Source organism: Fulvivirga lutimaris, from assembly GCF_009711525.1.
GTDB lineage: Bacteria > Bacteroidota > Bacteroidia > Cytophagales > Cyclobacteriaceae > Fulvivirga > Fulvivirga lutimaris.
The window spans coordinates 1-23,284 of record NZ_SMLV01000421.1 but is presented as its reverse complement, the minus strand read 5'-3'; the positions used below and the strand labels follow the sequence as shown (position 1 = coordinate 23,284).

The window sequence follows — 23,284 nt, the reverse complement described above, 5'->3', positions numbered from 1 at the left end:
ATTACCCTAAACAACAGTATTTGATCGTTAGATAACCTGTTGATTCCTACAAATAGGTAGAATAAAAAAAGAGGACAGCTAAATTAAGTTGTCCTCTTCTATAATAAGTTTTCGTGTTTAGTGATTACCAGATTTTTATACGTTCCTCTTCCGGCTTGTAATTCTTATCACCAGGCTGCACATCAAAAGTTTCATAAAATGGCGTGAAATTCATCAACGGACCATTAACTCGCCAAATAGCTGGTGAATGCGAATTAGTGTTGATATAGTTACGCATGAATTCATCACGTACTTTTACACGCCAAATTCTGGCAATAGACATCATGAAACGCTCATCCGGTGTGTAACCTCCAATTCTTGTAGTATCCTGACCTTGCTCTGTCAATTTGAAAGCATCATAAGCAATAGAAATACCTCCATTATCCGCAGTGTTCTCTCCTACTGTCAATGCTCCTTTAACATGCACACTATCGAGTACAGTAAATGTGCTATAGCGATCAATCATTTGCTGCGTCTTGGCTTTGAACTTCTCAAGATCATCTTTAGTCCACCAGTTTTTAACATTGCCATCTTTGTCATACTGACTGCCCCTGTCGTCAAAAGCATGGGTAAGCTCGTGGCCAATCACCATGCCTATGCCTCCATAATTGATGGCATCATCGGCATTGACATCAAAATATGGAAACTGCAATATGCCTGCGGGGAAAACAATTTCGTTTAATGAAGCTCTGTAATAAGCTGTCACTGTTGATGGTGTAGTACTCCATATGTCTTTATCTGGGGCCTTGTTCAATTGATCAGCATCAAAACGGTAATCATTGCGTCTCAATGCTACCACATTTTCAAAGTACTTATCACGATCAATTTTTACATCATACGTTCTCCATACATCAGGATACCCAATCTTTTTGGTAATGGCATAGAGCTTCTCTTTAGCCTTTTGTTTTGTACTGTCGCTCATCCAGTCCAACTGATCCATTCTGGTTTCAAAAGCTTTCTGCAAGTTGTCTACAAGCTCCTTTACCCTTCTTTTGGCCTCTTCATTAAAATACCTTTTAACATATAACTGACCCAAAGCAAAACCCAATTGTCTATCCACCTGCTGTACCATAAGCTGAGCACGTGTTTTTTGATCAGATTGGCCTAACAAAACTTTGGTATATGCAAAAGTGGCATCTTCAAATGGCTTGCTTAAATAATCGGCATAGTTGGCAATAGAACTAGCTTTTAAGTAGGTCTTCCAGTCATCAATAGAAACTGAAGTCAGCATCCTATTAAGCTCATCATAATAAGCAGGCTGACGTACATCCACAGAATCTGCTTCGAGCATAAGTCTTGACAACATTTTAACCCAGCCAATATTAGCTTGATCTTTATTGATATCTGATAGAGCCAGTTTATTATAGTTGGCCTTAATATCTCTTCTTTCTACACGCGTCTTGTGTGATTGTGCCAATTTCTTTTCTATACCATAGACAGTTCCCGCTAGTTTATCAGGATCTTCATGTCCTGTCAATTCCAATAAAGTAGAAAGGTATTCCTTATAGGCCTTTTGGATGGATAAGGTAGATGAATCAGTTTTGAAATAATAATCACGGTCTGGCAAGCCCAACCCAGACTGATTGAAATGCAGGATATTGATTTCACTATTTTTATTATCAGCAGAAATACTCAAACTAATGATTGAATTATTTTGCACCTCAATCTCCTCGGTCACAAAACTCATCAGAGATTGAATATCGCTAATGGCATCTATCCTTTCCAGAGTTGGTTGTATCGGCTCAAATCCTCTCTTATTGATAGCTTCAAGGTCCATGCCCGAAGCATAAAAATCGCCTACTTTTTGTTCAATACTTCCTACTGGGTGGTCACCTGCAGATACATCTTCAAGAATGTTTTCAAGTAAAATTTTTTGAGGAATATTTAGAAAACTGTAAGACCCAACACCTACCTGATCATCAGCAATCACAGCATTGTCATACCATTCTTTATTAACATGCATAAAGAAATTATCACCAGGCTTGATAGAATCATCAATACCATCAAATGCCAGCTTATCATCATCAGGAGCTTCATCAGGGGCTTCCTGTTTAGCGCATGATACACATAATACAATAGAGAGTGAGAGGTAAAGCAGTTTTTTCATAATTACAGTTCTGTTTTAATTAAAGATAGAGGAAAAATGTAGCGTGACCAGACGCTATTACATAACAATGAATTCTGCCGTTTGAATGGAGGCATTACTTATTTGGAAGGTTTTATATAAATTATTAACTTCTACTATTATCAAGTTGAAGTGCAGGTTCCGCACGTGGGTACTATTAGAAGGATGAATTAATTTCTTATTCTGAGTTGGAACTTGCCCTTAAAAGAGGAAATTAATTTCAAATAAAAAGTAATACTATGGCACAATTTAAACCCTTCGCAGATAATGTTAAAGTGTTAGGACAAACGGTAACATCATTGATTGACGCACTAGATAGCGGTAAGGAAGTAAGAGAACAAATCCTGGCAAAACACGGCATATCCAATATTGATCCTGAAAAATGGTACTCACAAGAAGCATGGCTTAAGGCATTTGAAGAGATTTCTAATAAAGTAGGACCAAGTACAATATTTATGATTGGAAAGTCGATTCCTGAGTCTGCTAAATTTCCACCAGAGATTGATTCACTTGAGAAAGGCTTGGGGGCAATAAATATGGCTTACAAAATGAACCACAAAGGTGGGGACATAGGCTATTATAAATTAGTTAGTTTTGATCCAAAGGCAAAAAAGGCTGTAATGGAGTGTAATAATCCATACCCATCTGATTTTGATAGAGGTATTATAACAACAATGGCCAGAAAATTTAGACCAAAAAATTCGTTTAAGCTTGAGGTTAATTTAGACACTTCCAAACCAACTCGATTGAGTGGTGCGGATAGTTGTACTTACAACATTGAATGGTAAAATCTTATGATCAAGGCCCTAAGGGCTAGTTGTGGCCCTTGGTCTTATTATTAATGGAATTAATATACCTATCCTTATACTTTGTCAGCTGCTTAAGTAAAAAATTAGCTTCTTTTTCTTTTAACCCTTTTATCAACCTAAACTTTTTACCAGTTTTTGGTATTACATGAATGTCATAATAAGTGGTAAGAATACTTGGCCCCTCTTCATTTCCTGAACTTTCCATTCTCGAATCAATTTTTATATGCTGGACCTCATTATAGTCAGCAGATATCATTGTCCAACCTGGAATTAGCAACAAACCACGTTTGAATGTAACGGTATTTCTATCTATGACCAGTATTCTTATTCTGTTAAAATAATCTAGCAAGGCTATTACCAAAGCCACCAATATAACCACTGATGCTACTGCAAGTGTTACGCTTTTGTGACTTAAACCTAGCAGCCTCATTATTTCATTTACTAATAAACCGAGAGGCAGTGCCCAGGCTATAAAAGTGCCAACAGTAAATACTTCTCGCCATTTAAACTTCGCATAATCCTTGCAAAGCTCACAAGAGATACGACCATTCATATTTCGCATTGTTGTACTTGTTGACGTCACTGGCAATTCGGTTGTAAATGGCTTTCTATACTTATTCGCATGATACTATTAATTAAGCTCATTTCCAATGAGATTCTGTGCCTCAATAGCTATAACTAGCTAGTCATTTTCACTACTTCTAGCGATTGCCAGTAATCCCAAATCGATTTACGTTTGCTATTATTTATAATTAGTCTAAATAAGTATTTAACAAACATTTAAATCTTACCTATAAAATGAAACAAGTATACCTCATTGTGCTGCTGCTAGCACTAGCAATATCTACTTCAGCCCAAAATCAAGGAACAATAAAAGGTAGAATTATTAATAAGCAAGGTGAAGCTTTGCCCGGCATCAGTGTTGGACTTGAAGGCACCAGCTATGGAGCACCAACTACTGAATCTGGTTATTACAATATCAAAAATGTGCCCACGGGTAACTACAAATTGATAGTGTCAGCTATTGGATTTCAGTCAATTACCAGAAATATTAACATTTCAGGAGCCAAAACAATCACCAGAAACTTTACACTAAGGGAAAAGAGTGAGGAGCTGGATGAGGTGGTGATATCAGGTAAAAGAGAGGAAAACTATACCACAGATGTGTCATCACTTGCTTCAAAAACAGACATTCCACTCAAAGATGTGCCTCAGGCTGTAAGTTATGTTACCAAAGACCTGATTCAGGATCAAAAGGCCTTTTTAATCACTGACTTAGTCAAAAATATTAGTGGCGTTAATCAGGAATCCATTTCTGGAGATTATATGATCAGAGGGTTTGGTGCCAGCAGATACATCATGATTAATGGTGTAAAAGTAAGCAAAGGCTGGATGCCAACACTGATTAGCAATATGGAGCGCATTGAAGTGATTAAAGGGGCTAATTCAGCATTATACGGTTATTCAGATCCGGGTGGGACCATTAATAGAGTTACAAAAAAGCCGTTGGCTGAGTCAATACAAGGTATTAATTTTTCAGTAGGCAGTTACAATACCATCAGAACTGAAGCAGACCTTACCGGACCACTGAATGAAGACAAGACCATTCTTTATAGGTTAAATGTAGCTTATCAGGATGCTGGTTCTTTCAGAGACCTTATGGGCAGAAAAGATGTGTTGCTTGCGCCTTCTGTATCCTTTGTGCCCAATCAAAAAACACGTGTTGATCTCGATGTAATCTACTCTAAGATTCAGGCACGGGTTGACAGAGGTCAACCATTTACTAATGAGACAGATGGTTTGGGAAGGTTAAACTCTACTCCCAATTCGCTCAGCGCTACATATTCTAATAGCTATAATCACGAAGAATCCTTTTCTCTGCTAGGAGCCATAAGTCACAAGTTTACTGATAATGTGCAGTTCAAAACCAGTTTTATTTCTAATCAATACAGTAGAGATTACCTGGAACATAGGACCAATAATGCCTACGGTATCAATGGCACAGGCAATGAAATACCTACAGTCATGCAAATGCGGTTACAAAGAGGTGTAAGCACCAACACTAATTCTAATGTGATGTCTTATTTCAACTTTGGTTTACAAACGGGCCGAGTTAAGCATAACATAGTTGCAGGTTATGACTTTTCACAAGAGCTTACTCCTGTTGGTGGCTGGGATAAGCGATTGGCCGGAGCTTACAGAAATGCTACCAATACCGCTGCTTTGAACTCTTATGACCCAAGTAAGTCAGAACTATATCTGCTTGATAGTGACGGCAGCCCAGTGCCTAACATGCCCTACTTTGACTTGTTGAACCCTGACTATACGCCACAAGATATTGATGACTATTTTACATCTACCAGAAGCAGAGCGGCTAGCAGGTACTATACCAGTGGTGTTTACATTCAGGATCAGATGAAAATGGGAAAACTTCAGCTGCTTATCGGGTTAAGGCAAGAGTTCTATACCGATTTTGAAAATTACAAGGAAGAAGATGTGAAGACTGTGGAACAAACCGCTTTCATCCCAAGAATAGGTGCTGTTTATAGTCTAACACCCAATGTCAATCTTTATGGAACCTATGTTGAAGGCTTCCAGCCCCAAAGTGCAGGTGTTATAGGAGATCCCGCCATTTATGGTGGTCCTTTTGACTCACTGACCAGTAATATGCTTGAGTTTGGTACTAAGACTGAGTGGTTTAACAAAGGACTAACTGTATCAGCCAGCATGTATCAAATTGAGCTAAACAACATCCTTATTAATGCTAATGACCCTGACAATCCTGAGTTGTTAAAACAACGCGGACAGGAAGTATCTAAGGGACTTGAACTGGATATTAATGGTAGAATACTGCCTAATCTTTCTATCACTGCAAACTACTCTTACAATGAAGCACTCATTACAAAAAGTGATGATCCTGATTTAGTAAATACAAGAAAGGAGTATGCACCAATGCAAATGGGTGGCACCTGGATTAAGTACAATTTTGTCAAAGGCTTATTAAATGGAGCAGGTATTGCTCTGGGAAGCAATTTCGTCTCAAAGCAGGAAACAGGATCTAATTTCACCTTGCCAGACTACACCGTTTTTGACGCAGCACTTTTCTACAGTATAGACAATATTAAGCTGTCTTTAAATGTGAATAATTTGACTGACATGTCGTACTGGATTGGTCGAGGAAGAGCTGGAGCAGGCATTTCTGCAAACCCAGGAACACCAAGGAATTTCCTATTCAGCGTAGGATATACTTTCTAATCCAGGCCGCCTCAGATGAAAAAAGTTATCGGTACGCTGCACCTCACGCTCGGACTTTTGTCCGGGCTGGTGGTGTTAATTGTTAGCATTACAGGCTGTATTTATGTATTTGAAGAAGAACTTAAAAGTTGGCTTTACAAAGACAGGATTACTATTGAAGTTCCTATACAGGCCTCAAAAAAGCCACTTACAGAACTTTTTGAAATTGCGCAGCAAGCAGCAGGAAATGATCATCCCATTCAAAGCGTAACTGTACCCACAAAGGCTAATAAAACTTATGAATTTCGTCCTGAACAAATTAGAGACAACACCGCTTACACCCACTTTGGCGAGATTGCTTACTACCATAAGTTTTATCTCAATCCTTATACTGGTGATGTTGTAATGGATGAAAACACTACTTTGGAGTTTTTCTATGTTGTTCTGCGGTTACATAGAAATCTGCTGCTAAACAGAAAAGTTGGCAAAATGACTGTAGGTGTCTCAGTTATCATATTTGTGCTTCTTCTAATTTCAGGCCTAATACTTTGGTGGCCGAAGAATAAAAAAGCTGCCAAGCAGCGCTATGCTTTTCGTTGGAAAACGTCAACAAAATGGAAACGCAAGAACTATGACCTTCATAACATTCTTGGCTTTTACAGCATGATAATACTCTTTATTATCGCCTGCACCGGATTGGTTTTTTCTTACAAGTGGTTTGGTGATGGTGTACAATGGCTCGTCAATGGAGGCTCCCTACCTCCAAAGTCAGAAAGACTATATTCAGATACCACTAAAGTGGCCACACTTCTACCCTTAGATAAAATACTATATTCTGCTAATCAGTTAAATGCTGAGGCCAAGGCTTTCAGTATTAACCTGCCAGATAAAATTACTGATGTGGTAAGCGTCACTGTTCAGAATTCGGAAAAAAGGTATAAACGGGAGCGGCATCTCTTTGATCAGCATACTGGTCAATTGTTAAATACTGCGAGCTTTGATGACAAAACAACAGGAGAAAAGCTTAGAGCCATGAATTATGACATTCATGTTGGAAATATTCTTGGCCTTCCCGGTAAGATACTGGCCTTTATTGCATCACTCATATCAGCCAGCTTACCTATAACCGGATTTATGATTTGTATTGGCAGAAAGAAAATGAGAAAATTAAAAACAGTAAGTTGAAAGTTAGAAAAGTTCAATACTCTATTTAGCAATTCTTAAAACTCAGCCAAAATTGGTGTTTTAACGCATGAGACTGCGTGATTCTACGTATGTCCATTTTCTTTTGAATTGGATACATTGCCAATTAGTTAATAAGTAGATTCATTCAGACGATAAATGTAGCATTGCAGCCCATGTTAAGAAAGAAGATATTACTAGTTGAAAATGATGGCTTAAGTAATGACGCCCTTCTTGTAGACTTGGGTTATGATGTATTGACAGCATCATCAGGTGAAGAAGCCATTAAATTGGCGCAACTGATGGGAAACATCAATTTAGTATTAATGGATACTAAGCTTGGTAGTGGCATAGATGGTATCACCGCAGCAAAAGAGATTTTGTCTAAAAAAGATATTCCAATTGTCTTCATCACTTCACAGACCAACAAAGACTTTGTCAATCGCGTAAAACAGGTTTCTCGTTACGGCTTTATTCCAAAAGGGTCTGGTGAGTTCGTTATACAATCGACTATTGAAATGGCCTTTGAACTCTATGAGTCCAATTTAAAATTGCTGGCAGCTGGGGAGAGAAATCAGAAATTATTGAATCATCTTGCTGTTGGTGTGGTCGTACATGCCGCTGACACATCTATTATAGCGAATAATAATCGCGCCTCGGAGCTGCTTGGTCTGGACGATGATCAAATGCGAGGCAAGAAAGCTGTCGATCCTTTCTGGAAGTTTGTTGATAAAGACGGCAATATCCTTGCCTATGAAAACTATCCGGTAAATCAAATCATAAATACAGGTGAACCAATGATAAACCAGACATTTGGTGTCATACATCAGGAAGATCATGAAATCACATGGCTTGAAGTAAATGGTGTTCCTAATAGGAAGAATCATAATCTGGTTGAGGTCATTATAAGCTTTTTGGATGTAACCGATCGGATAAACCTTATTAAGGCATTAAAGGAAAGTGAGAGCAGGTACAAACATCTATTTGATAATAACCCGCAGGCAATGTGGATTTGTGATGCTGATGAATTTACTTTCCTGGAAGTAAATGAAGCTGCCATTAGAAAATATGGTTATTCACAAGATGAATTCATGAGAATGTCTGTCAGCGATATACTTCCAAAAAACGATCGGGATAAATTAATAAACCCACACTACCAATACACTGGTACTGAAGCGCAGGAATGGGATCATCAAAAGAAAAACGGTGAAATCATGAACGTTGAGGTTAAATCACATCCTATTGATCATGAAGATAGAAATGCCAGGCTAACATTGGTGAATGACATAACTGTTTTAAAGAACAAAGAGAAACTAATTCGGGAATCAGAGCAATTTGCCTATGGTAGTTTAAATGCATTACAATCACAAATAGCCATTTTAGATGAGAAAGGAGTTATACTTTCTGTAAATGAAGCCTGGAAACATTTTGCTGAAAATAACGCTAAGACAGAATCCCCAATATATCATATAGGCAACAACTACCTGGATGTTTGCAAACACTCAAAAGGTAAAAATTCAGAAGAAGCGCCTGGCATGTATGAAGGTCTTCTTGCCACACTAAATGGAGAAAAGTCATACTTCTCCCTTGAATACCCTTGTCACTCTCCTACTGAAAAACGCTGGTTTCAAGTGCAGGTAACTAGTTTTAACATTGGAGATAAACTTCGAGTTGTTGTCGCTCATGAAAACATTTCTAAAAGGATTCTATCTGAAATGAAGATGAAAGAGCTACTGCAAGAAAAGGAAATAGTGCTACATGAGGTTCATCATAGAATCAAGAATAATGTGAACATGGTTAGCGGATTGCTCTTTTTGCAGGCCACTACTACAGAAAATAAAGAGGTTGCCAACGAACTGAATGATGCCGTTGGCAGATTAAAAAGTATGGGACATATTTATGACCAGCTGTTTAAGTCAGAAAATTTTGACCAAATATCTGTACAAGGGTATTTAACACAATTGATTAAAGATATTTCTGGAGTATTTAGAAACTATAACATCAAGATTAATGAGGAAATTGAGGACTTTATCCTCTCTAGCAAGGATCTGACAGCCTTGGGGATTATTGTCAATGAGCTTATAACCAATGGTGTTAAACATGCATTCCCTGAAAACAAGGAAGGTGAGATTAACTTAAACCTAAACAGAAGCAATGGGTCCGTCCTATTGGTTTATCAAGACAATGGTATTGGCATTAGTGAAAAAGCAAATGATACCGACAGTTTTGGACTTAAGCTGATTGAGCTTCTTACTGGACAACTGAAGGGCAATCACACAGTTCAGTCTGCTAATGGAACGAAGTTCTTAATTGAGTTTCCCTATAACCTCAACTAACCTTCTATTCAAAACACTTCATTTCATGCTATAATCCTGTTACACACGGAGGTGAATCCTTTTCTGCAGGTGTTAATAACACTTATAAAAAAAGATAATATTCAATTAAATACTGAATTACTAATTGATAAGAGTCAGATCCATTGTATCTGCATTGTTGTTGCTGTACCTTGATCCTATTAAGGTTAATTCACCCCGTTTTTATGTACCGTCTAGCACTTATCGAATTACACCAAGAGACCAATAGCTTTTCAACAGTGCCAACTGAACTGAAGAATTTCGAGTCCTTGGCCCTACATTATGATGAAGATGTGCATACAGGAGGTGATAAACACAAACTTCAAGTTGATGGTTTTAGAAAAGCAATAAAGAAAATAGGTAAAGGAAAAGTTGAGTTCGTGCCCATAATTGCTGCATGGTCACATTCTGGTGGCAAAATAACCGCGGAAGTTTTTGAGCATTTCAAATCGCATATTTTATCTCGTTTAGAAGGCAATAACCTTGATGGCATTTACTTTTCAGTACACGGTGCAATGGGAGTAGAAGATATGCATGATCCAGAAGGCGACTTACTAGAAGAAATTAGAGCCATTGTTGGAAATAAAATGCCCATAGGAGTTTCATGTGACCTTCATGCTAATATTACTGCTAAACTTGTAGATAATGCTACTTTTATTAATGCCTACCGAACTAATCCGCACCGTGACCATAATAAAATAGGATTTAAGAGTGGCGAGATGTTGATTAGAACAGTTTTTGGTGAAATAAATCCTGTTATGGCTTTCCAAAAAATGCCATTGTTAAAAGGTGGGGGTTTTAACATTGACTTTATAGCACCAATGCGCAAAATATTTAAAGCCATGAAGAGAATGGAACGCGACCCTAGGGTGCTCAGCGTTTCCAATTTTATGGTTCATATTTGGATTGATGCTCCTGAAGTAGGTTGGAGTTGCGTGGTAGTCACAGATAATGAGCCCAAATTGGCCAATGAGTTATGTAATGACTTATGCAACTTGAATTGGTCTGTAAAGGACTATCCTCACCCTGCACCAATTACCGCTATAAAGGCCATTGAAATTGTGAAAAAGAATAGGTGGATAAGACCATTTGGCACTGTCATTATATCAGACTTATCTGACTTGGTAGCAGCAGGTGCACCCGGAGAAAACACCCATATACTTAAAGCATTGATGGCTGAGAGCAATAAACTAAAAGCTTATATTCCGCTATGTGATGCTGATAATGTACGGCAATTGGACGGTGCTAATCTGAATTCAGAAGTTAGAGTAGAAGTTGGTGCTAAACTGGATAAAGTGTATAATGAGCAACTAACCTTTAAAGGAATATTATTATATCTTGATGAAAGTCGGTATGGAAAAACCGCTGTTATTGTTAAAGACAAACTTTACCTCATTTTAACGTCACTACCTTGCCCAGCTTTCAAACCATCTTTTTTCACCAAGTTAGGGTTGAGTTTGTGGAAAGCAGATGTTGTAGTTGTCAAAAACCTTTTCCCATTTAGATTATTCTTTTGGCTCTATAATAGAAAAACGATTTATGTCGAAACAAAAGGAGTTACCAACATCGATGTATTTCAGTTAGATTACAAACATATCCCTCGTCCTATTTACCCGCTAGATAAAATTGAAAATTGGAATTAACACTATCATAGGTCAATGTGACTCATTAGTAATTTGGAAGGTCAGCTAAAACTTTACTAATTAGTGATCTCTTCTTACCAACTATCAAAACCTCTCCATGAACAACCCACTGGTTTCTATCATAATGGCCGCAAAGGACACTGCCCCTTATTTAGTAGAATGCCTAAAATCCATCCAAAACCAAACTTATCAGAACTGGGAGCTAATTGCCATTAATGATCATTCCAGCGATGACACCCCACAAATACTCAAAACATTCGCCTCAACGGATAATCGTATAAAAGTTGTTGACAGTTTAAGGCACAAACTTATACCAGCGCTTAAGGAAGGATATGCGGTAGCCCAGGGGACACTAATAAACCGGATGGACTCTGATGATAAAATGCCACCTTACAAATTAGAGGTCATGGTTTCAGAATGGCTTAAATATGGAAAAGGTCATATCGTTGCTGGAGGCACATCACACTTTGTAGATGAAGGAGAAGTTGGTGGCGGATTTTTAAGATATGAAGAATGGTTGAACGATATTGCAAGATCAAGTACGCATTATGATCATATCTATCAAGAATGTGTTATTCCATCGCATTGCTGGATATTACATAAAGATGATTTTGATGTGGTAGGTGCCTTTAACCCAGAGGTGTATCCAGAAGATTATGATTTGTGTTTTAGGTTTTACAAACAGCAGTTGAAAGTAATTGGAATTGATCAAATCGTGCACTTTTGGAGAGATCGATCTGATCGAATTTCCAGGACTTGGGAGGTTTATAAGGACAATAGATACTTTAAACTAAAACTTAATTACTTTTTTGAACTAGATAGAGACAACAACAGGCCTTTAGTGTTTTGGGGTGCCGGCAGAAATGGCAAAGACTTGGTTAAAAAAGCTTTGAAATATGGACATGAGCTGCATTGGGTCTGTGATAGTAAAAAGAAAATAGGTAAAGATATCTATGGTATTAAAATGGAACATTTTGAAGCCATTAAGTCATACGATCACCCACAAATATTAATAGCCATAGCTGGCCCTGAACATAAAGAAGAGGTTATAAAGGTGTTAAATTCATGGGGCAAAAAACTGACTAAAGACTATTGGCTTTTTCTCTAAAATTGCTGCATTTAGAGCTAAATATTTCAACTTAATTATTATTACATAGTTACTAATAAGTACCGCAGAAGTAGCTTTGCTTTTTATCAATTTAAATGAAACGAACGCTAGCCAAATTTAGGAACAGTCCCTTCAACAAGTTCATCAGACGTCATCAAAAATATGGCCCTGTTTTCTTTTTTATAGCAGGTTTTATATTTGATACGCTAACCCTTGGTCGCATCGATGGCTGGTATGTTATGATCGTTTTATGTCTTCATATGATACTGCTGACAGCTACGCTATTTGCATATAATTTGGTTGATGATGGAAAATGGAAAAATACATTAATTGATAAATATCAAGACTACTTCCCACTGGCCATTCAATTTTTCTTCGGAAGTCTTTCAAGTGCCTATGTCATCTATTTTTCCAGAAGTGTATCGCTTTCCAGAGCAGCCTCATTTTTAGTCATTCTCTTAATCTTACTGTTTGCCAATGAAACTTTAAAAAAGAGGATATCTAACAAGTATTTGCAATTCAGCGTCTATGCTTTTATCAGCTTTACTTTCTTCTCGTTCATGATACCGGTGTTTATAAAAGAAATGAACAACACTATTTTCTTTATATCGGGTGCCATCAGCTTAGCCGGTTCTCTTTTTCTGATAACGGTTATTTATAAGACTAGCCCGAGTACTCGTGAAGAAATTCATTTGGGAAAATTGACTGGAATAACCTTCATCATATATGCGCTCATCAATACATTCTATTTCTTCAAGTTGATCCCTCCTGTGCCTTTAGCTTTAGAAAAAGGCTTAGTGGCTCATAACATACGACTCGAAAACAATAAGTATATCATTGATTATGAAGAAGAGGAATCATTAATATTTTGGCGAGACCACAAGTTTGAGTTCATCCACAACCCAGATGATAATGTGTATGTATTCTCATCCATATTTGCTCCAACTGAATTGAAAAAATCAATATTTCACCGATGGAAATGGTACAATGAGCATAGAGAAGAATGGGAACTTATTGAAGATATCGGTTATGTAATTGAGGGCGGCCGTGATGGTGGGTATCGTGGATATACCTTCAAGAAAAATGTGAAACCAGGCTTGTGGAAGGTACAAGTAATTACAGAAGAAGAAATGATACTTGGCGTAATCGATTTTAAAATTATAACAAGTGCCGGCAGTGTTCCAAAAAACTTAAAGCAACAAGTGTTTTAATAAGATCTGAAATCAGATTTTCTTTATTATTGACTGATCTAGACTATAACAAAAGAACTTTTCAATTAATAAAGCACTCCGTTGCAATTATAGGCTTTTGGACTAATTTTGTTTTTCAATTTTTTAAACATGACAGAAGCCTCAGAATCGCTGAATTTTATTGAACAAATTATAGAAGAAGACTTAGCCAATGGCATGTCGAAAGACAGCTTGCGCTTTCGTTTTCCTCCAGAGCCTAATGGTTATTTGCACATTGGTCATGCAGCATCTATCTGCCTCAATTTTGGATTAGGTGAGCGTTATAACGCACCTGTAAATCTTCGTTTTGATGACACCAATCCTGCCAAAGAAGAGCAGGAATATGTAGATGCCATTAAAAATGACATTGAGTGGTTGGGCTTCCAGTGGGCTACTGAGTGCTATTCTTCTGACTACTTTCAGCAGTTGTACGACTGGGCTGTAGAATTGATTAAAAATGGTAAGGCTTATGTTGATGGCCAGTCCTCGGAAGCCATGGCTGAACAAAAAGGCACGCCTACTACTCCAGGTGTGGCAAGTCCGCACAGAAATCAAAGTGTTGAAGAAAATCTTGAGCTCTTTGAAAAAATGAAAAATGGTGAGTTTGAAGCTGGAAGATATGTGCTTAGGGCCAAAATTGATATGGCCTCCCCGAACATGCTTATGCGTGATCCCCTACTTTACCGTATTATCAATAAGGAACATCACAGGACTGGCTCTGAATGGTGCATCTACCCCATGTATGACTGGGCTCATGGAGAGTCTGATTATGTAGAGCAGGTTTCACATTCCATCTGCACGCTAGAATTTAAATCGCACCGTGAGCTGTATGATTGGTTTCTTGATCAGATATATGACAGCGCTAAACTAAGACCAAAGCAAAGAGAATTTGCCAGACGTAACCTGAGCTATACAGTAATGAGTAAGCGTAAGCTGCTTCAATTGGTGCAAAGTGGTACGGTGTCTGGCTGGGATGATCCGCGCATGCCTACTATTTCAGGTTTAAGACGCAGAGGCTATACACCTGAATCCATCAGAAAGTTTAGTGAAGTATCTGGCATCACCAAAAGAGATAGCGTTACTGATGTTTCTTTACTAGAGTTCTGTATCAGAGAGGATCTTAACAAAACAGCCACCAGAGTGATGGGTGTTGTTGATCCTGTAAAACTGATTATAACCAATTACCCTGAAGGCAAAGAGGAAATGCTCATTGCTGAGAACAATCCTGAAGATGCCAATGCAGGAACGCATGAGGTACCCTTCTCTAAAGAGGTGTACATCGAAAAGGAAGATTTTAAGGAAGAAGCTGGCAATAAGTTCTTTAGGCTGACTTTAGGCAATGAAGTGCGACTGAAAAATGCATATATCATCAAAGGCGAATCAGTAGTAAAAGATGCCGATGGAAATATCACTGAAATCCACTGTACTGCTGATCTGGATTCAAGATCTGGTAGCGGCACAGAAGCTAGCTTAAGGAAAGTTAAAGGCACATTGCATTGGGTATCTATCAAACATGCTGTAACCGCTGAAGTTCGCGAATATGATCGTTTGTTCTTGGACGAGGCCCCAGATGCTCATGAAGACAAGGACTTTATGGAATTTGTAAACCCAGACTCTCTTAAAATCATAAAAGAGGCCTATGTTGAGCCATTCTTAAAACAAGCTAAGCTTAATGATAAATTTCAGTTTCAACGCTTGGGTTACTTTACATTGGACAAAGACACCACAGAAGGAAATCTCATCTTTAACAAAACCGTTGGTCTGAGAGACTCATGGGCAAAGCAAAAACCAGCTCAGCCGCAAGCTCAAAATAAGCCCGCTGCTAACAATCAGCCTCAGGGACAAAGAAGCCCTATCAATGAGATTCAGAAGATAGCCAAGAAGTACACCAACCTTTCAGGAGCGAAACTGGAAGCGGCCAGAGCAGATATTGCAAAGTTGGCAGAGAAGGTGGAGTATGATGAATTGGAGCCATTATTCAATACTGCAGCCAAGAAGGTAGGAACCAGAATTGGTGTAATGATTTCATTAGGAGTATTACTTAAAAATGGTCTTGAACGCAATGATAAGATTGAAGCTTTTATTGAAGCAGGGCTTTCTGATGGTAATGAACTTTTAGTGGCTGAGGCTCAGGAGTTATAAAGTTATAGTATCCCAAATTATAAGGAAGTCTCTTCAGTAAATGAGGAGACTTTTTTATTTAAATGCCTTTTTATTTGCTTTTTAAGGCGTTTTTCCTTATACTATAACAAGTGATGAGAAAAGAAACATATTGTGCCGATAAGGCGATAAGACAAATCTAAGTCTTAAGTGCAGCGTTCCTAGCTGCCCAGCTCTCACTACTCAAGCGATATTTTCAATCATTGTAATTAGTATTGAAATTTTTTCAATCAAATCATTTATGATGGTTTCAATAATCGCCCATTGAAGAATGGCTCGAAGGTATCGAGCATGATTAACATTTAAATTTTATAAACATGAAAACTTTAAAAATTATCGCATCAATAGCTGTTGGAGCAACTGCAGGACTAGTAGCCGGATATTTAACAGCCCCAAATAGCGGAAAGAAAACCCGTAAAAAGATTGTAGGCGAAATAGATTCACAGTTTAAGTCTTTAGAAGAAGGTCTTAATAATAAGATGTCAGAACTTAAGAAGGATTATAACAAGCAGTTGAATCAGGTAACTGACAATGGTAAATATGCCCTTAACAAAGCCAAAGAAATGGCATCAGTCAACTAAAGACTGATTACAGTGAAAGCCAATTTTTAAATTAAAACAATAGACATTATGGAAGATATAGCAATGCAAATAGAAGGTAATATTGATATCCTAAAAGGAAAATTAAAAAAGAAATATGGTAGCCTGACTGATGATGATTTAATCTATCAGAAAGGAATGGATGATGAGTTCATTGGCCGTCTTCAGACGAGGTTGGGTAAAACCAAGGCTGAGATAAGACATGAGATTACCAAGCTTTTAGACTCATGATACCTAAGCAATATTCTAACGTATAACTTAAGCTCTTTCTTTAAAAGAAAGGGCTTTTTTAGTATGTCTGCAACTCAGCAAACAAAAGTTCCAGTTCCTTTTTTGACTTCTTGAGTTTATCGCAAAGCCTGTCAAGCATACTTTCCCTTTCTTTAAAATCAAAATCCTGATCACTAAGCATTGGAAACCGTATTTTTAACATAGCCTTTTGCTCTCTCCAACTTCTTGTTATCTCCATATATTCGTAATCGTTAAAAGTTAATCTTCTCTTGTATCATTAGCTCTCTTTCAAAGTATACGAGCTCTTTCGCATCAGGCTGCTCCATTATCTTACAATAATAAATCCTGTCTATATAACGCCTTACTATCAGTTTTAATGCAGGATTAGCTTTTGCATAAACAATATCTCCCGCCACATATCTATTTTCATGATATTCATCTTTCATCGCCTATTAGTTTAAATGTAAAAAGGAATTTTAAATAAAGGGCAGGTTTTTAAACGCCTACCCTTACCTCTGAATAATGTAAGTGAACTATCTATTAAATATTTCATGATACGTTAATCCAGATATATTAAACATCAACTATCAAATCATACTGAATTGATTAAAGCCTAATTATTCTTCCCTTCTTTTCTCCTCGCGCTTAGCCTCTTTTGATGCTCTTTTTTCTTTTAATGTTTTGGCAGGAGCTGTTTTTCCTGATTTTGATTTACCGTCTTTATCCTTTGACATAAGATTTGTTATTTAAATGAAGTGTACTCAATTGAAAAATTGACCTGAAACAGTTAACTATTCATCAATAAGCTTGGTTAAGCTCAACTAAGGAGTTATAGCATTATTTATTTAATATCACTTCAGGTTTTGCATGAAACCCTTTTAAATCTCGCCCCATAAAAGCCGTTAATCGGTCATTTTTATGCTCAATGCGCTTGCAATAATAGAGCGAACCCTGCTGTCTGGTAATTAGCATCAACTGCTGCGGACTGGTAACCTCATAAACTATGTCACCTTCCTCAAACTTCTTATCTATCCCAACCATTCATTAAATGACCTTGTCACCCTTAATGACTCTAAAAAGCACCGAAATCAATGCGATAACCAGTAAAATATGGATTATTCCGCCTACATGAAATCCCAAGTAGCCTATAACCCATAGTATCACTAAAACCACAGCAACTGTATATAGTAAGTTTCCCATTTCTATTTTTTTAAAGTAAGATGATAAGAAGTAGAACGATGAGTATGACAGCACCTGCAGACAAATAAACACCACCGCCATTTTTCTTCAATTGCTTTTTAATGGACTTTACTTCCTTTCTTAGCTCCTTTTTCTCGGTTGTGGTGATTGAGTGTTTATCTACTGCTTTAATGTCTTCCAATCTTTCTATCAGAACTGCACTATTTGTTTCTGTTGTTACAGGCTTTTTGTTAGATTTTTCGTTGGGTAAAGCCGTGGCAGGTACGCTAAAGATTAACATTAATGCCACAAGCACACACATTTTATTATTTTTCATGAGGTTTATTGATTTATGCAAAGTTGAGTTTATTGCACCATCAATATATTACATCGCAAAATCAAAGAGTTACATAAATCACACGTCTTCAAGGTTCAGCTTCCGCTTATCCTTCAGCTCTTTGTAAAATGTAGGTGTAAGGCCAGTTATTTTCTTGAATTGATTAGATAAATGAGCCACACTACTATAGTGTAGTTTATATGATATTTCAGTTAAGGATAATTCATCATAAATAAGCAATTCTTTAGCACGTTCAATTTTATTGATAATTATAAATTGCTGAATTGTTATTCCCTTGACTTCAGAAAAGGTGTTCGCCAGATAGGTGTAATCATAGTCCAGTTTTTCACTGATGTAATCTGAATAATTTACTTTTGGTAGCTCATCAGTATGATGGATCATTTCTATAATTACATTTTTGATCCTTTCAATTAGAATGCTTCTCTTGTCATCTAAAAGCTCCAAGCCAGATTTGAGCAAGTTCATTTTCAGTTCAGCACGTTGCTCAATTGTAATATCTTCCAGTACTTCTACAACTCCAAGGTCGAGTACCACATAATGAATGCCCAGCTTTGATAACTCTTCCTTGACCATCATTTTGCAGCGTAAACTGACCATGTATTTGATATATAACTTTACACTCATTTGCTACAAATTGTAATTGAAAAGGAAAATTGAATATGATCTTAAAATGGTTGCTCACAATGCCTTCGAATACCGATTTTAAGCATTATGGTTGCTGCTTTCCTGATTTCACAAGTTACACCTATTATAACTCAAACTACTGAATTTCAAATAATTATTGCAGCCTTAAACAGGTATCATTATATTCAAAGTCTAATAATTAAAATAGAACACTATGGGCATTTTTGATAAGTTAAGGAACGAGTTTATAGACATCATCGAATGGTTAGATGATTCTAACAATACCATGGTTTATCGTTTTGAGCGATACCAGAATGAAATTAAAATGGGTGCTAAACTGACAGTTAGAGAAGGTCAGGTGGCGGTATTCATCAATGAGGGCAAAATAGCAGACGTTTATAACCCCGGTATGTACACACTTACTACTGAAAATATGCCCATCCTTTCTACACTTAAAGGCTGGAAATATGGATTTGACAGTCCTTTTAAGGCAGAAGTATATTTTGTAAGTACCCGAAATATTACTGCTCAAAAATGGGGAACCAAAAATGCGATTACACTTTCTGATGCCCGCTTTGGCATGTTAGAAATCCGCTCTTTCGGAACTTATGTGCTCAAAGTAACCGATGCAGCTTTGTTCATAAAAGAAATAGTAGGTACAGATGGCCATTTCACTACTGAAGAAATTGCAGAGCAATTAAAAAGCCTTATTGTAACCCGATTTACGGATGCTGTTGGAGAATCAGGATTCCCTGTAGAGGCCTTTGCGGCCAAACTCAATGAGCTCTCAGGTTTTGTTCATGAAGCCATTAAACCTGAGTTTAACCAATATGGCCTTGAGCTTACCAAGTTCTTAATCGAGAACATCTCAATGCCTGAAGAAATCAAGAAAGAGATCTTCGAGTTGAGTAGACTTAATTCTATTGACCTCAACAAGCTAACACAAATGAAGGCAGCCAAATCTATGGAAGCGGCAGCGAACAACCCTAGCGGAACTGCCGGAGCCGGTATGGGCATGGGTATGGGCTTTGCTATGGCCAATCAAATGGGACAGCAGTTCAGTCAACAGCAGCAGCAACCTAAGGCCTCTCCGCCACCCGTACCAGGTGGACCACCAGCACTCTCCTATTTTGTGGCTGTTGGCGGTCAACAAACCGGACCATATGACATGACCAAGTTAAAAGAAATGGCAGGCCAGCAACAATTTACCAAAGAAAGCCTGGTGTGGCGAGAAGGCATGGGCAACTGGACTGCTGCAGGAGAATTAGGCGAACTAAAAGATGTTTTTGGTAGTGTGCCACCACCAATCCCGGGTCAGTAATGGAACAAGAGAATCTAGAGGTTGAAATCGGCAAAATGCACTGCACCAATTGTGGTGCAGAATTAAATTACAAGCCTGGCACTACAGAACTGGTTTGCGAATACTGTCAGACCAAAAATGAGATTCCTGTTTCTGATGAAGAGATCAAGGAACTGGATTTTCATGAGTATTTAGAAAACATGATGTCATCTGCAGAGCAGGTGACAGAAAAGTATATTAAATGTAGCTCATGCGGTGCTTCATCTACTATGGAACCGCACATTACAGCGGCTGATTGCACCTATTGTGGCACTTCATTAATACTTGAAGATGCTAAAGATGAAGTCATCATTCAGCCCAAATCTTTACTGCCTTTCAAACTGACTAAAGATGAAGCTAAAGCAGCATTTAAAAAATGGATCAATGGCCTTTGGTTTGCACCAGATAAGCTCAAAAAGGCAGCTTTAAATTTTGAACACCTTCATGGGATCTACATCCCCTACTGGACATTTGATACACTAACGCACTCCTCCTATTTTGGACAGCGAGGAACCTACTACTATGTGACAGAAACTTATCAAAGTGATGGTAAAACTAAAACCCGTCAGGTAAGGAAAACGCGCTGGCGTAGTGTCTCTGGTAACGTGACTGTCAATTTTGATGACATTTTGGTGGTGGCTACCAAATCACTATCGCAACCCCATATAGAAAAATTGGAGCCCTGGGATTTACAAAACCTCATGCCCTATGAGAAGTCCTTCTTAAGCGGGTTTGTATCTGAAAAGTATCAGGTTGACCTTGGTGCTGGTTTTGAAAGAGCCAAACAACTTGCTGATGATGATATAAGGCGCGCCATCATGCGCGATATTGGTGGTGACACCCAGAGGATCATTAGTAAAAGCTCTCGATATGACAATATCACCTTCAAGCACATATTATTACCTGTTTATGTCAGTGCCTTTAAGTTTAAGGATAAGGTTTATCAGTTCTTTGTGAACGCTAGAACCGGTGAAGTACAAGGCGAAAGACCTTGGAGTTGGGTTAAGATCACATTGGCAGTGCTTCTTGGTATAGTGGTAATTGGAACAATTTGGTATTTTACTCAGAATAAATAAACTAGTAAAACGTCATTTCGACTGAGGCACGAGGGAGAAATCTCCCTAAGCTTAAGGAGATTTCTATATCACACGGAGACCCGGAATACCTGCCTGCCGCAGGCAAGAATCCGGGGAGAATGTTTTCTTGCCGGACCTGTTCCGGCATCTCATAAGGTTGAGAAATAAGATTCCGGCTCGGAGAGCAGAATGACAAGGAAGAATTTGTGTCATTGCGGACTTGATCCGTAATCTCTCTAAATAAGGCACGAGATAATAATCCTACCACTCATATAAAGTCATTCTGCCAATTGTGTTTAACATGATAGCTTTAACGATCACCTAAACACTACAGCATGATAAGAAAGACATTAATTCTATCCTTAGGCGTTGCCTTTGCCTGTACTGCACCCGAAAAGCAGACAGAAGAAAATATATTCGAAAAAATCAATTCAGAAGTATTACAAAACTCTGAAGCCTATAGCGCTTTAAAAGAAGCTTCTGAAACCATCGGTCACCGATTAACCGGTTCTGAAAATGGAGCAAAAGCAGAGCAGTTTGTCTTTGATAAGCTAAAATCCTATGGTTTTGAGGATGTTAAATTTCAGGAGTTTGAAGTTGAAGCCTGGAGCCGTGGCACTGTGCAGTTAACTACAAATACCGGTGGTACTGTCGATTCTGTGGCTTCTGTAAGTCTTGGTCATTCCCCAGTGGAATCCCATGTAACTGCCGAAATAGTAGATATGGGCAATGGTGTTGCTGCAGACTATGAAGGCATAGGCGATAAATTGAAAGGTAAAATTGCCCTAAGCTTTATCTCATTACTTCCTGATACACCAGAAGAAGTGAAGAACCTGCACAGATCTGAAAAAGCTGAACTTGCCATTAATAATGGTGCTGCCGGCATTATCATCTTCAATCAGTATGAAGGCGGTATTTTACTAACAGGTACAGCTTCAGTGACTGGCGAATTATTGGATATCCCTGCCATTTGTATTGGTTATGAAGATGGTATGAAGATAAAAGAGCAATTGGCAGCAAGTCCGGGTAGTGTGTCTGCTACTATTGACATGACCAATAACAGCGGAATGATCAAAGCCAGAAACGTTATTGCCACTTTACCGGGATCAGAAATTTCGGAAGAAAAGGTAATTGTAGGTGGTCACCTTGATAGCTGGGACTTAGCTACCGGAGCCATTGACAATGGTATTGGTTCTTTTGCAGTATTAGACATTGCCAGAACATTTAAAGCTAACAACCTACAGCCAAAAAGGACCATGCAGTTTGTGTTCTTCATGGGTGAAGAACAAGGCTTGTTCGGTTCTCGCAAGATGGTGGCTGAAGCTGAAAAGGATGGTTCTATTGACAATATCAAGTTTATGATGAACCTTGACATGAGTGGCAACCCGGTAGGTATGAATGCTTCAGGTGCAGCTATTGACACGGCATTTTTTGCTTCACTTGGTGAGAAATTACAAGCCATTGACACCGTCTATAAGGCGGAATTCTCATCACGTGCTGGACTGCATAGTGATCATCAGCCATTTATGTTAGCAGGTGTACCTATCCTTTCGGTAAAATCAAACCTTGACAGAAGCATTTATAAATGCTACCATGCCGACTGTGATGATTTTGATTTGGTGAACAAGGAGCATATTACCAACACCACCAGATTTGCAAGTATGATGCTTTATGAAGTAGCTAACGCAGAGAAATTACCTGCCGTAAAAATGAACTCAGAGGAGACCAAGCAATTTATGATTGACAATGGTCTTGAAGAGAACCTTAAAATGCAGGGCGACTGGAAATGGGGAGAGTAATTGCTAATTAATGCTATTAGAGAAGCCCGAGATGTGAGTCTTGGGCTTTTATTTTGGATCAAAGTGAAATCTATTAGATTAGAAGAAATTTCGTATCGACAAGTTTCTAATGATATGGACCCATTACTATTTAGAAAGAATGAATCAAGCAATACTTCCTGAGAAATTTGAGGAAATTAATGAACCCATCTATGCC

21 protein-coding genes are annotated in these 23,284 nt (G+C 38.1%); 13 read left to right on the top strand and 8 right to left on the bottom strand.

Annotation, left to right across the window (positions count from 1 at the left end; translation table 11 throughout):
- Nucleotides 1-124: 124 nt before the first annotated feature.
- Nucleotides 125-2,146 carry a M13 family metallopeptidase gene (locus tag E1140_RS17025; RefSeq protein WP_155186705.1) on the bottom strand — a complete coding sequence of 674 codons (2,022 nt, stop codon included), beginning with the start codon at nt 2,144-2,146 and terminating at the stop codon, nt 125-127.
- Nucleotides 2,147-2,403: 257 nt separating this feature from the next.
- Between E1140_RS17025 and E1140_RS17020 the strand changes: the two genes are divergently transcribed.
- Nucleotides 2,404-2,952, top strand: coding sequence for a hypothetical protein (locus tag E1140_RS17020; RefSeq protein ID WP_155186702.1), 549 nt, complete (start codon nt 2,404-2,406; stop codon nt 2,950-2,952).
- A gap of 25 nt (nt 2,953-2,977) precedes the next feature.
- Here E1140_RS17020 and E1140_RS17015 read toward each other — a convergent pair whose 3' ends face one another.
- Nucleotides 2,978-3,535: a hypothetical protein gene (locus E1140_RS17015; RefSeq protein WP_155186699.1), complete on the bottom strand. Its 558-nt coding sequence runs from the start codon at nt 3,533-3,535 to the stop codon at nt 2,978-2,980.
- Between the two features lie 236 nt (nt 3,536-3,771).
- Between E1140_RS17015 and E1140_RS17010 the strand changes: the two genes are divergently transcribed.
- The 9 genes from E1140_RS17010 (at nt 3,772) to E1140_RS16970 (ending at nt 16,713) form a co-directional block, all read left to right on the top strand.
- Nucleotides 3,772-6,228 carry a TonB-dependent receptor gene (locus E1140_RS17010; protein WP_155186696.1) on the top strand — a complete coding sequence of 819 codons (2,457 nt, stop codon included), beginning with the start codon at nt 3,772-3,774 and terminating at the stop codon, nt 6,226-6,228.
- 15 nt (nt 6,229-6,243) lie between these two features.
- A complete protein-coding gene (locus E1140_RS17005; RefSeq protein ID WP_155186693.1) occupies nt 6,244-7,392 on the top strand; it encodes a PepSY-associated TM helix domain-containing protein in 1,149 nt (382 codons plus the stop codon).
- A 173-nt stretch (nt 7,393-7,565) separates the two neighbouring features.
- Nucleotides 7,566-9,725, top strand: a complete 2,160-nt coding sequence (locus tag E1140_RS17000; protein ID WP_155186690.1) for a PAS domain S-box protein — start codon at nt 7,566-7,568, stop codon at nt 9,723-9,725.
- Between the two features lie 203 nt (nt 9,726-9,928).
- Nucleotides 9,929-11,386: a M81 family metallopeptidase gene (locus E1140_RS16995; RefSeq protein ID WP_155186687.1), complete on the top strand. Its 1,458-nt coding sequence runs from the start codon at nt 9,929-9,931 to the stop codon at nt 11,384-11,386.
- Between the two features lie 97 nt (nt 11,387-11,483).
- A complete protein-coding gene (locus tag E1140_RS16990; protein WP_155186684.1) occupies nt 11,484-12,494 on the top strand; it encodes a glycosyltransferase family 2 protein in 1,011 nt (336 codons plus the stop codon).
- A 95-nt stretch (nt 12,495-12,589) separates the two neighbouring features.
- Nucleotides 12,590-13,705 carry a DUF2914 domain-containing protein gene (locus E1140_RS16985; RefSeq protein WP_155186681.1) on the top strand — a complete coding sequence of 372 codons (1,116 nt, stop codon included), beginning with the start codon at nt 12,590-12,592 and terminating at the stop codon, nt 13,703-13,705.
- A gap of 129 nt (nt 13,706-13,834) precedes the next feature.
- Nucleotides 13,835-15,865: a glutamine--tRNA ligase/YqeY domain fusion protein gene (locus tag E1140_RS16980; protein WP_155186678.1), complete on the top strand. Its 2,031-nt coding sequence runs from the start codon at nt 13,835-13,837 to the stop codon at nt 15,863-15,865.
- A 335-nt stretch (nt 15,866-16,200) separates the two neighbouring features.
- Entirely contained in the window at nt 16,201-16,464 is a 264-nt protein-coding gene (locus E1140_RS16975) for a YtxH domain-containing protein (protein WP_155186675.1), read from the top strand.
- Nucleotides 16,465-16,512: 48 nt separating this feature from the next.
- Nucleotides 16,513-16,713, top strand: coding sequence for a CsbD family protein (locus E1140_RS16970; protein WP_246202997.1), 201 nt, complete (start codon nt 16,513-16,515; stop codon nt 16,711-16,713).
- A 58-nt stretch (nt 16,714-16,771) separates the two neighbouring features.
- Here the strand turns inward: E1140_RS16970 and E1140_RS16965 are convergent, their stop codons facing one another.
- The 6 genes from E1140_RS16965 to E1140_RS16940 form a co-directional block, all read right to left on the bottom strand.
- On the bottom strand, nt 16,772-16,951 hold the full coding sequence (locus E1140_RS16965; protein WP_155186672.1) for a general stress protein CsbD: 180 nt from the start codon (nt 16,949-16,951) through the stop codon (nt 16,772-16,774).
- A gap of 13 nt (nt 16,952-16,964) precedes the next feature.
- On the bottom strand, nt 16,965-17,159 hold the full coding sequence (locus E1140_RS16960) for a hypothetical protein (RefSeq protein ID WP_155186670.1): 195 nt from the start codon (nt 17,157-17,159) through the stop codon (nt 16,965-16,967).
- A gap of 391 nt (nt 17,160-17,550) precedes the next feature.
- A complete protein-coding gene (locus E1140_RS16955) occupies nt 17,551-17,754 on the bottom strand; it encodes a hypothetical protein (protein ID WP_155186666.1) in 204 nt (67 codons plus the stop codon).
- Nucleotides 17,755-17,757: 3 nt separating this feature from the next.
- Complete coding sequence (locus E1140_RS16950) at nt 17,758-17,913, bottom strand: lmo0937 family membrane protein (RefSeq protein WP_155186663.1); 156 nt, start codon at nt 17,911-17,913, stop codon at nt 17,758-17,760.
- Between the two features lie 10 nt (nt 17,914-17,923).
- On the bottom strand, nt 17,924-18,229 hold the full coding sequence (locus tag E1140_RS16945; RefSeq protein ID WP_155186660.1) for a hypothetical protein: 306 nt from the start codon (nt 18,227-18,229) through the stop codon (nt 17,924-17,926).
- A gap of 78 nt (nt 18,230-18,307) precedes the next feature.
- On the bottom strand, nt 18,308-18,874 hold the full coding sequence (locus tag E1140_RS16940; RefSeq protein WP_246202996.1) for a helix-turn-helix domain-containing protein: 567 nt from the start codon (nt 18,872-18,874) through the stop codon (nt 18,308-18,310).
- A 214-nt stretch (nt 18,875-19,088) separates the two neighbouring features.
- On the opposite strand from E1140_RS16940, the gene E1140_RS16935 reads away from it, so the two are divergent.
- From E1140_RS16935 to E1140_RS16925, 3 genes are all read left to right on the top strand, one after another.
- Nucleotides 19,089-20,195, top strand: a complete 1,107-nt coding sequence (locus tag E1140_RS16935; protein ID WP_155186657.1) for an SPFH domain-containing protein — start codon at nt 19,089-19,091, stop codon at nt 20,193-20,195.
- Nucleotides 20,195-21,289, top strand: coding sequence for a TFIIB-type zinc ribbon-containing protein (locus E1140_RS16930; protein ID WP_155186654.1), 1,095 nt, complete (start codon nt 20,195-20,197; stop codon nt 21,287-21,289). Before E1140_RS16935 ends, E1140_RS16930 begins: the two co-directional genes overlap by 1 nt.
- Nucleotides 21,290-21,624: 335 nt before the next feature.
- Nucleotides 21,625-23,088 carry a M20/M25/M40 family metallo-hydrolase gene (locus E1140_RS16925; RefSeq protein WP_155186651.1) on the top strand — a complete coding sequence of 488 codons (1,464 nt, stop codon included), beginning with the start codon at nt 21,625-21,627 and terminating at the stop codon, nt 23,086-23,088.
- Nucleotides 23,089-23,284 lie beyond the last annotated feature (196 nt).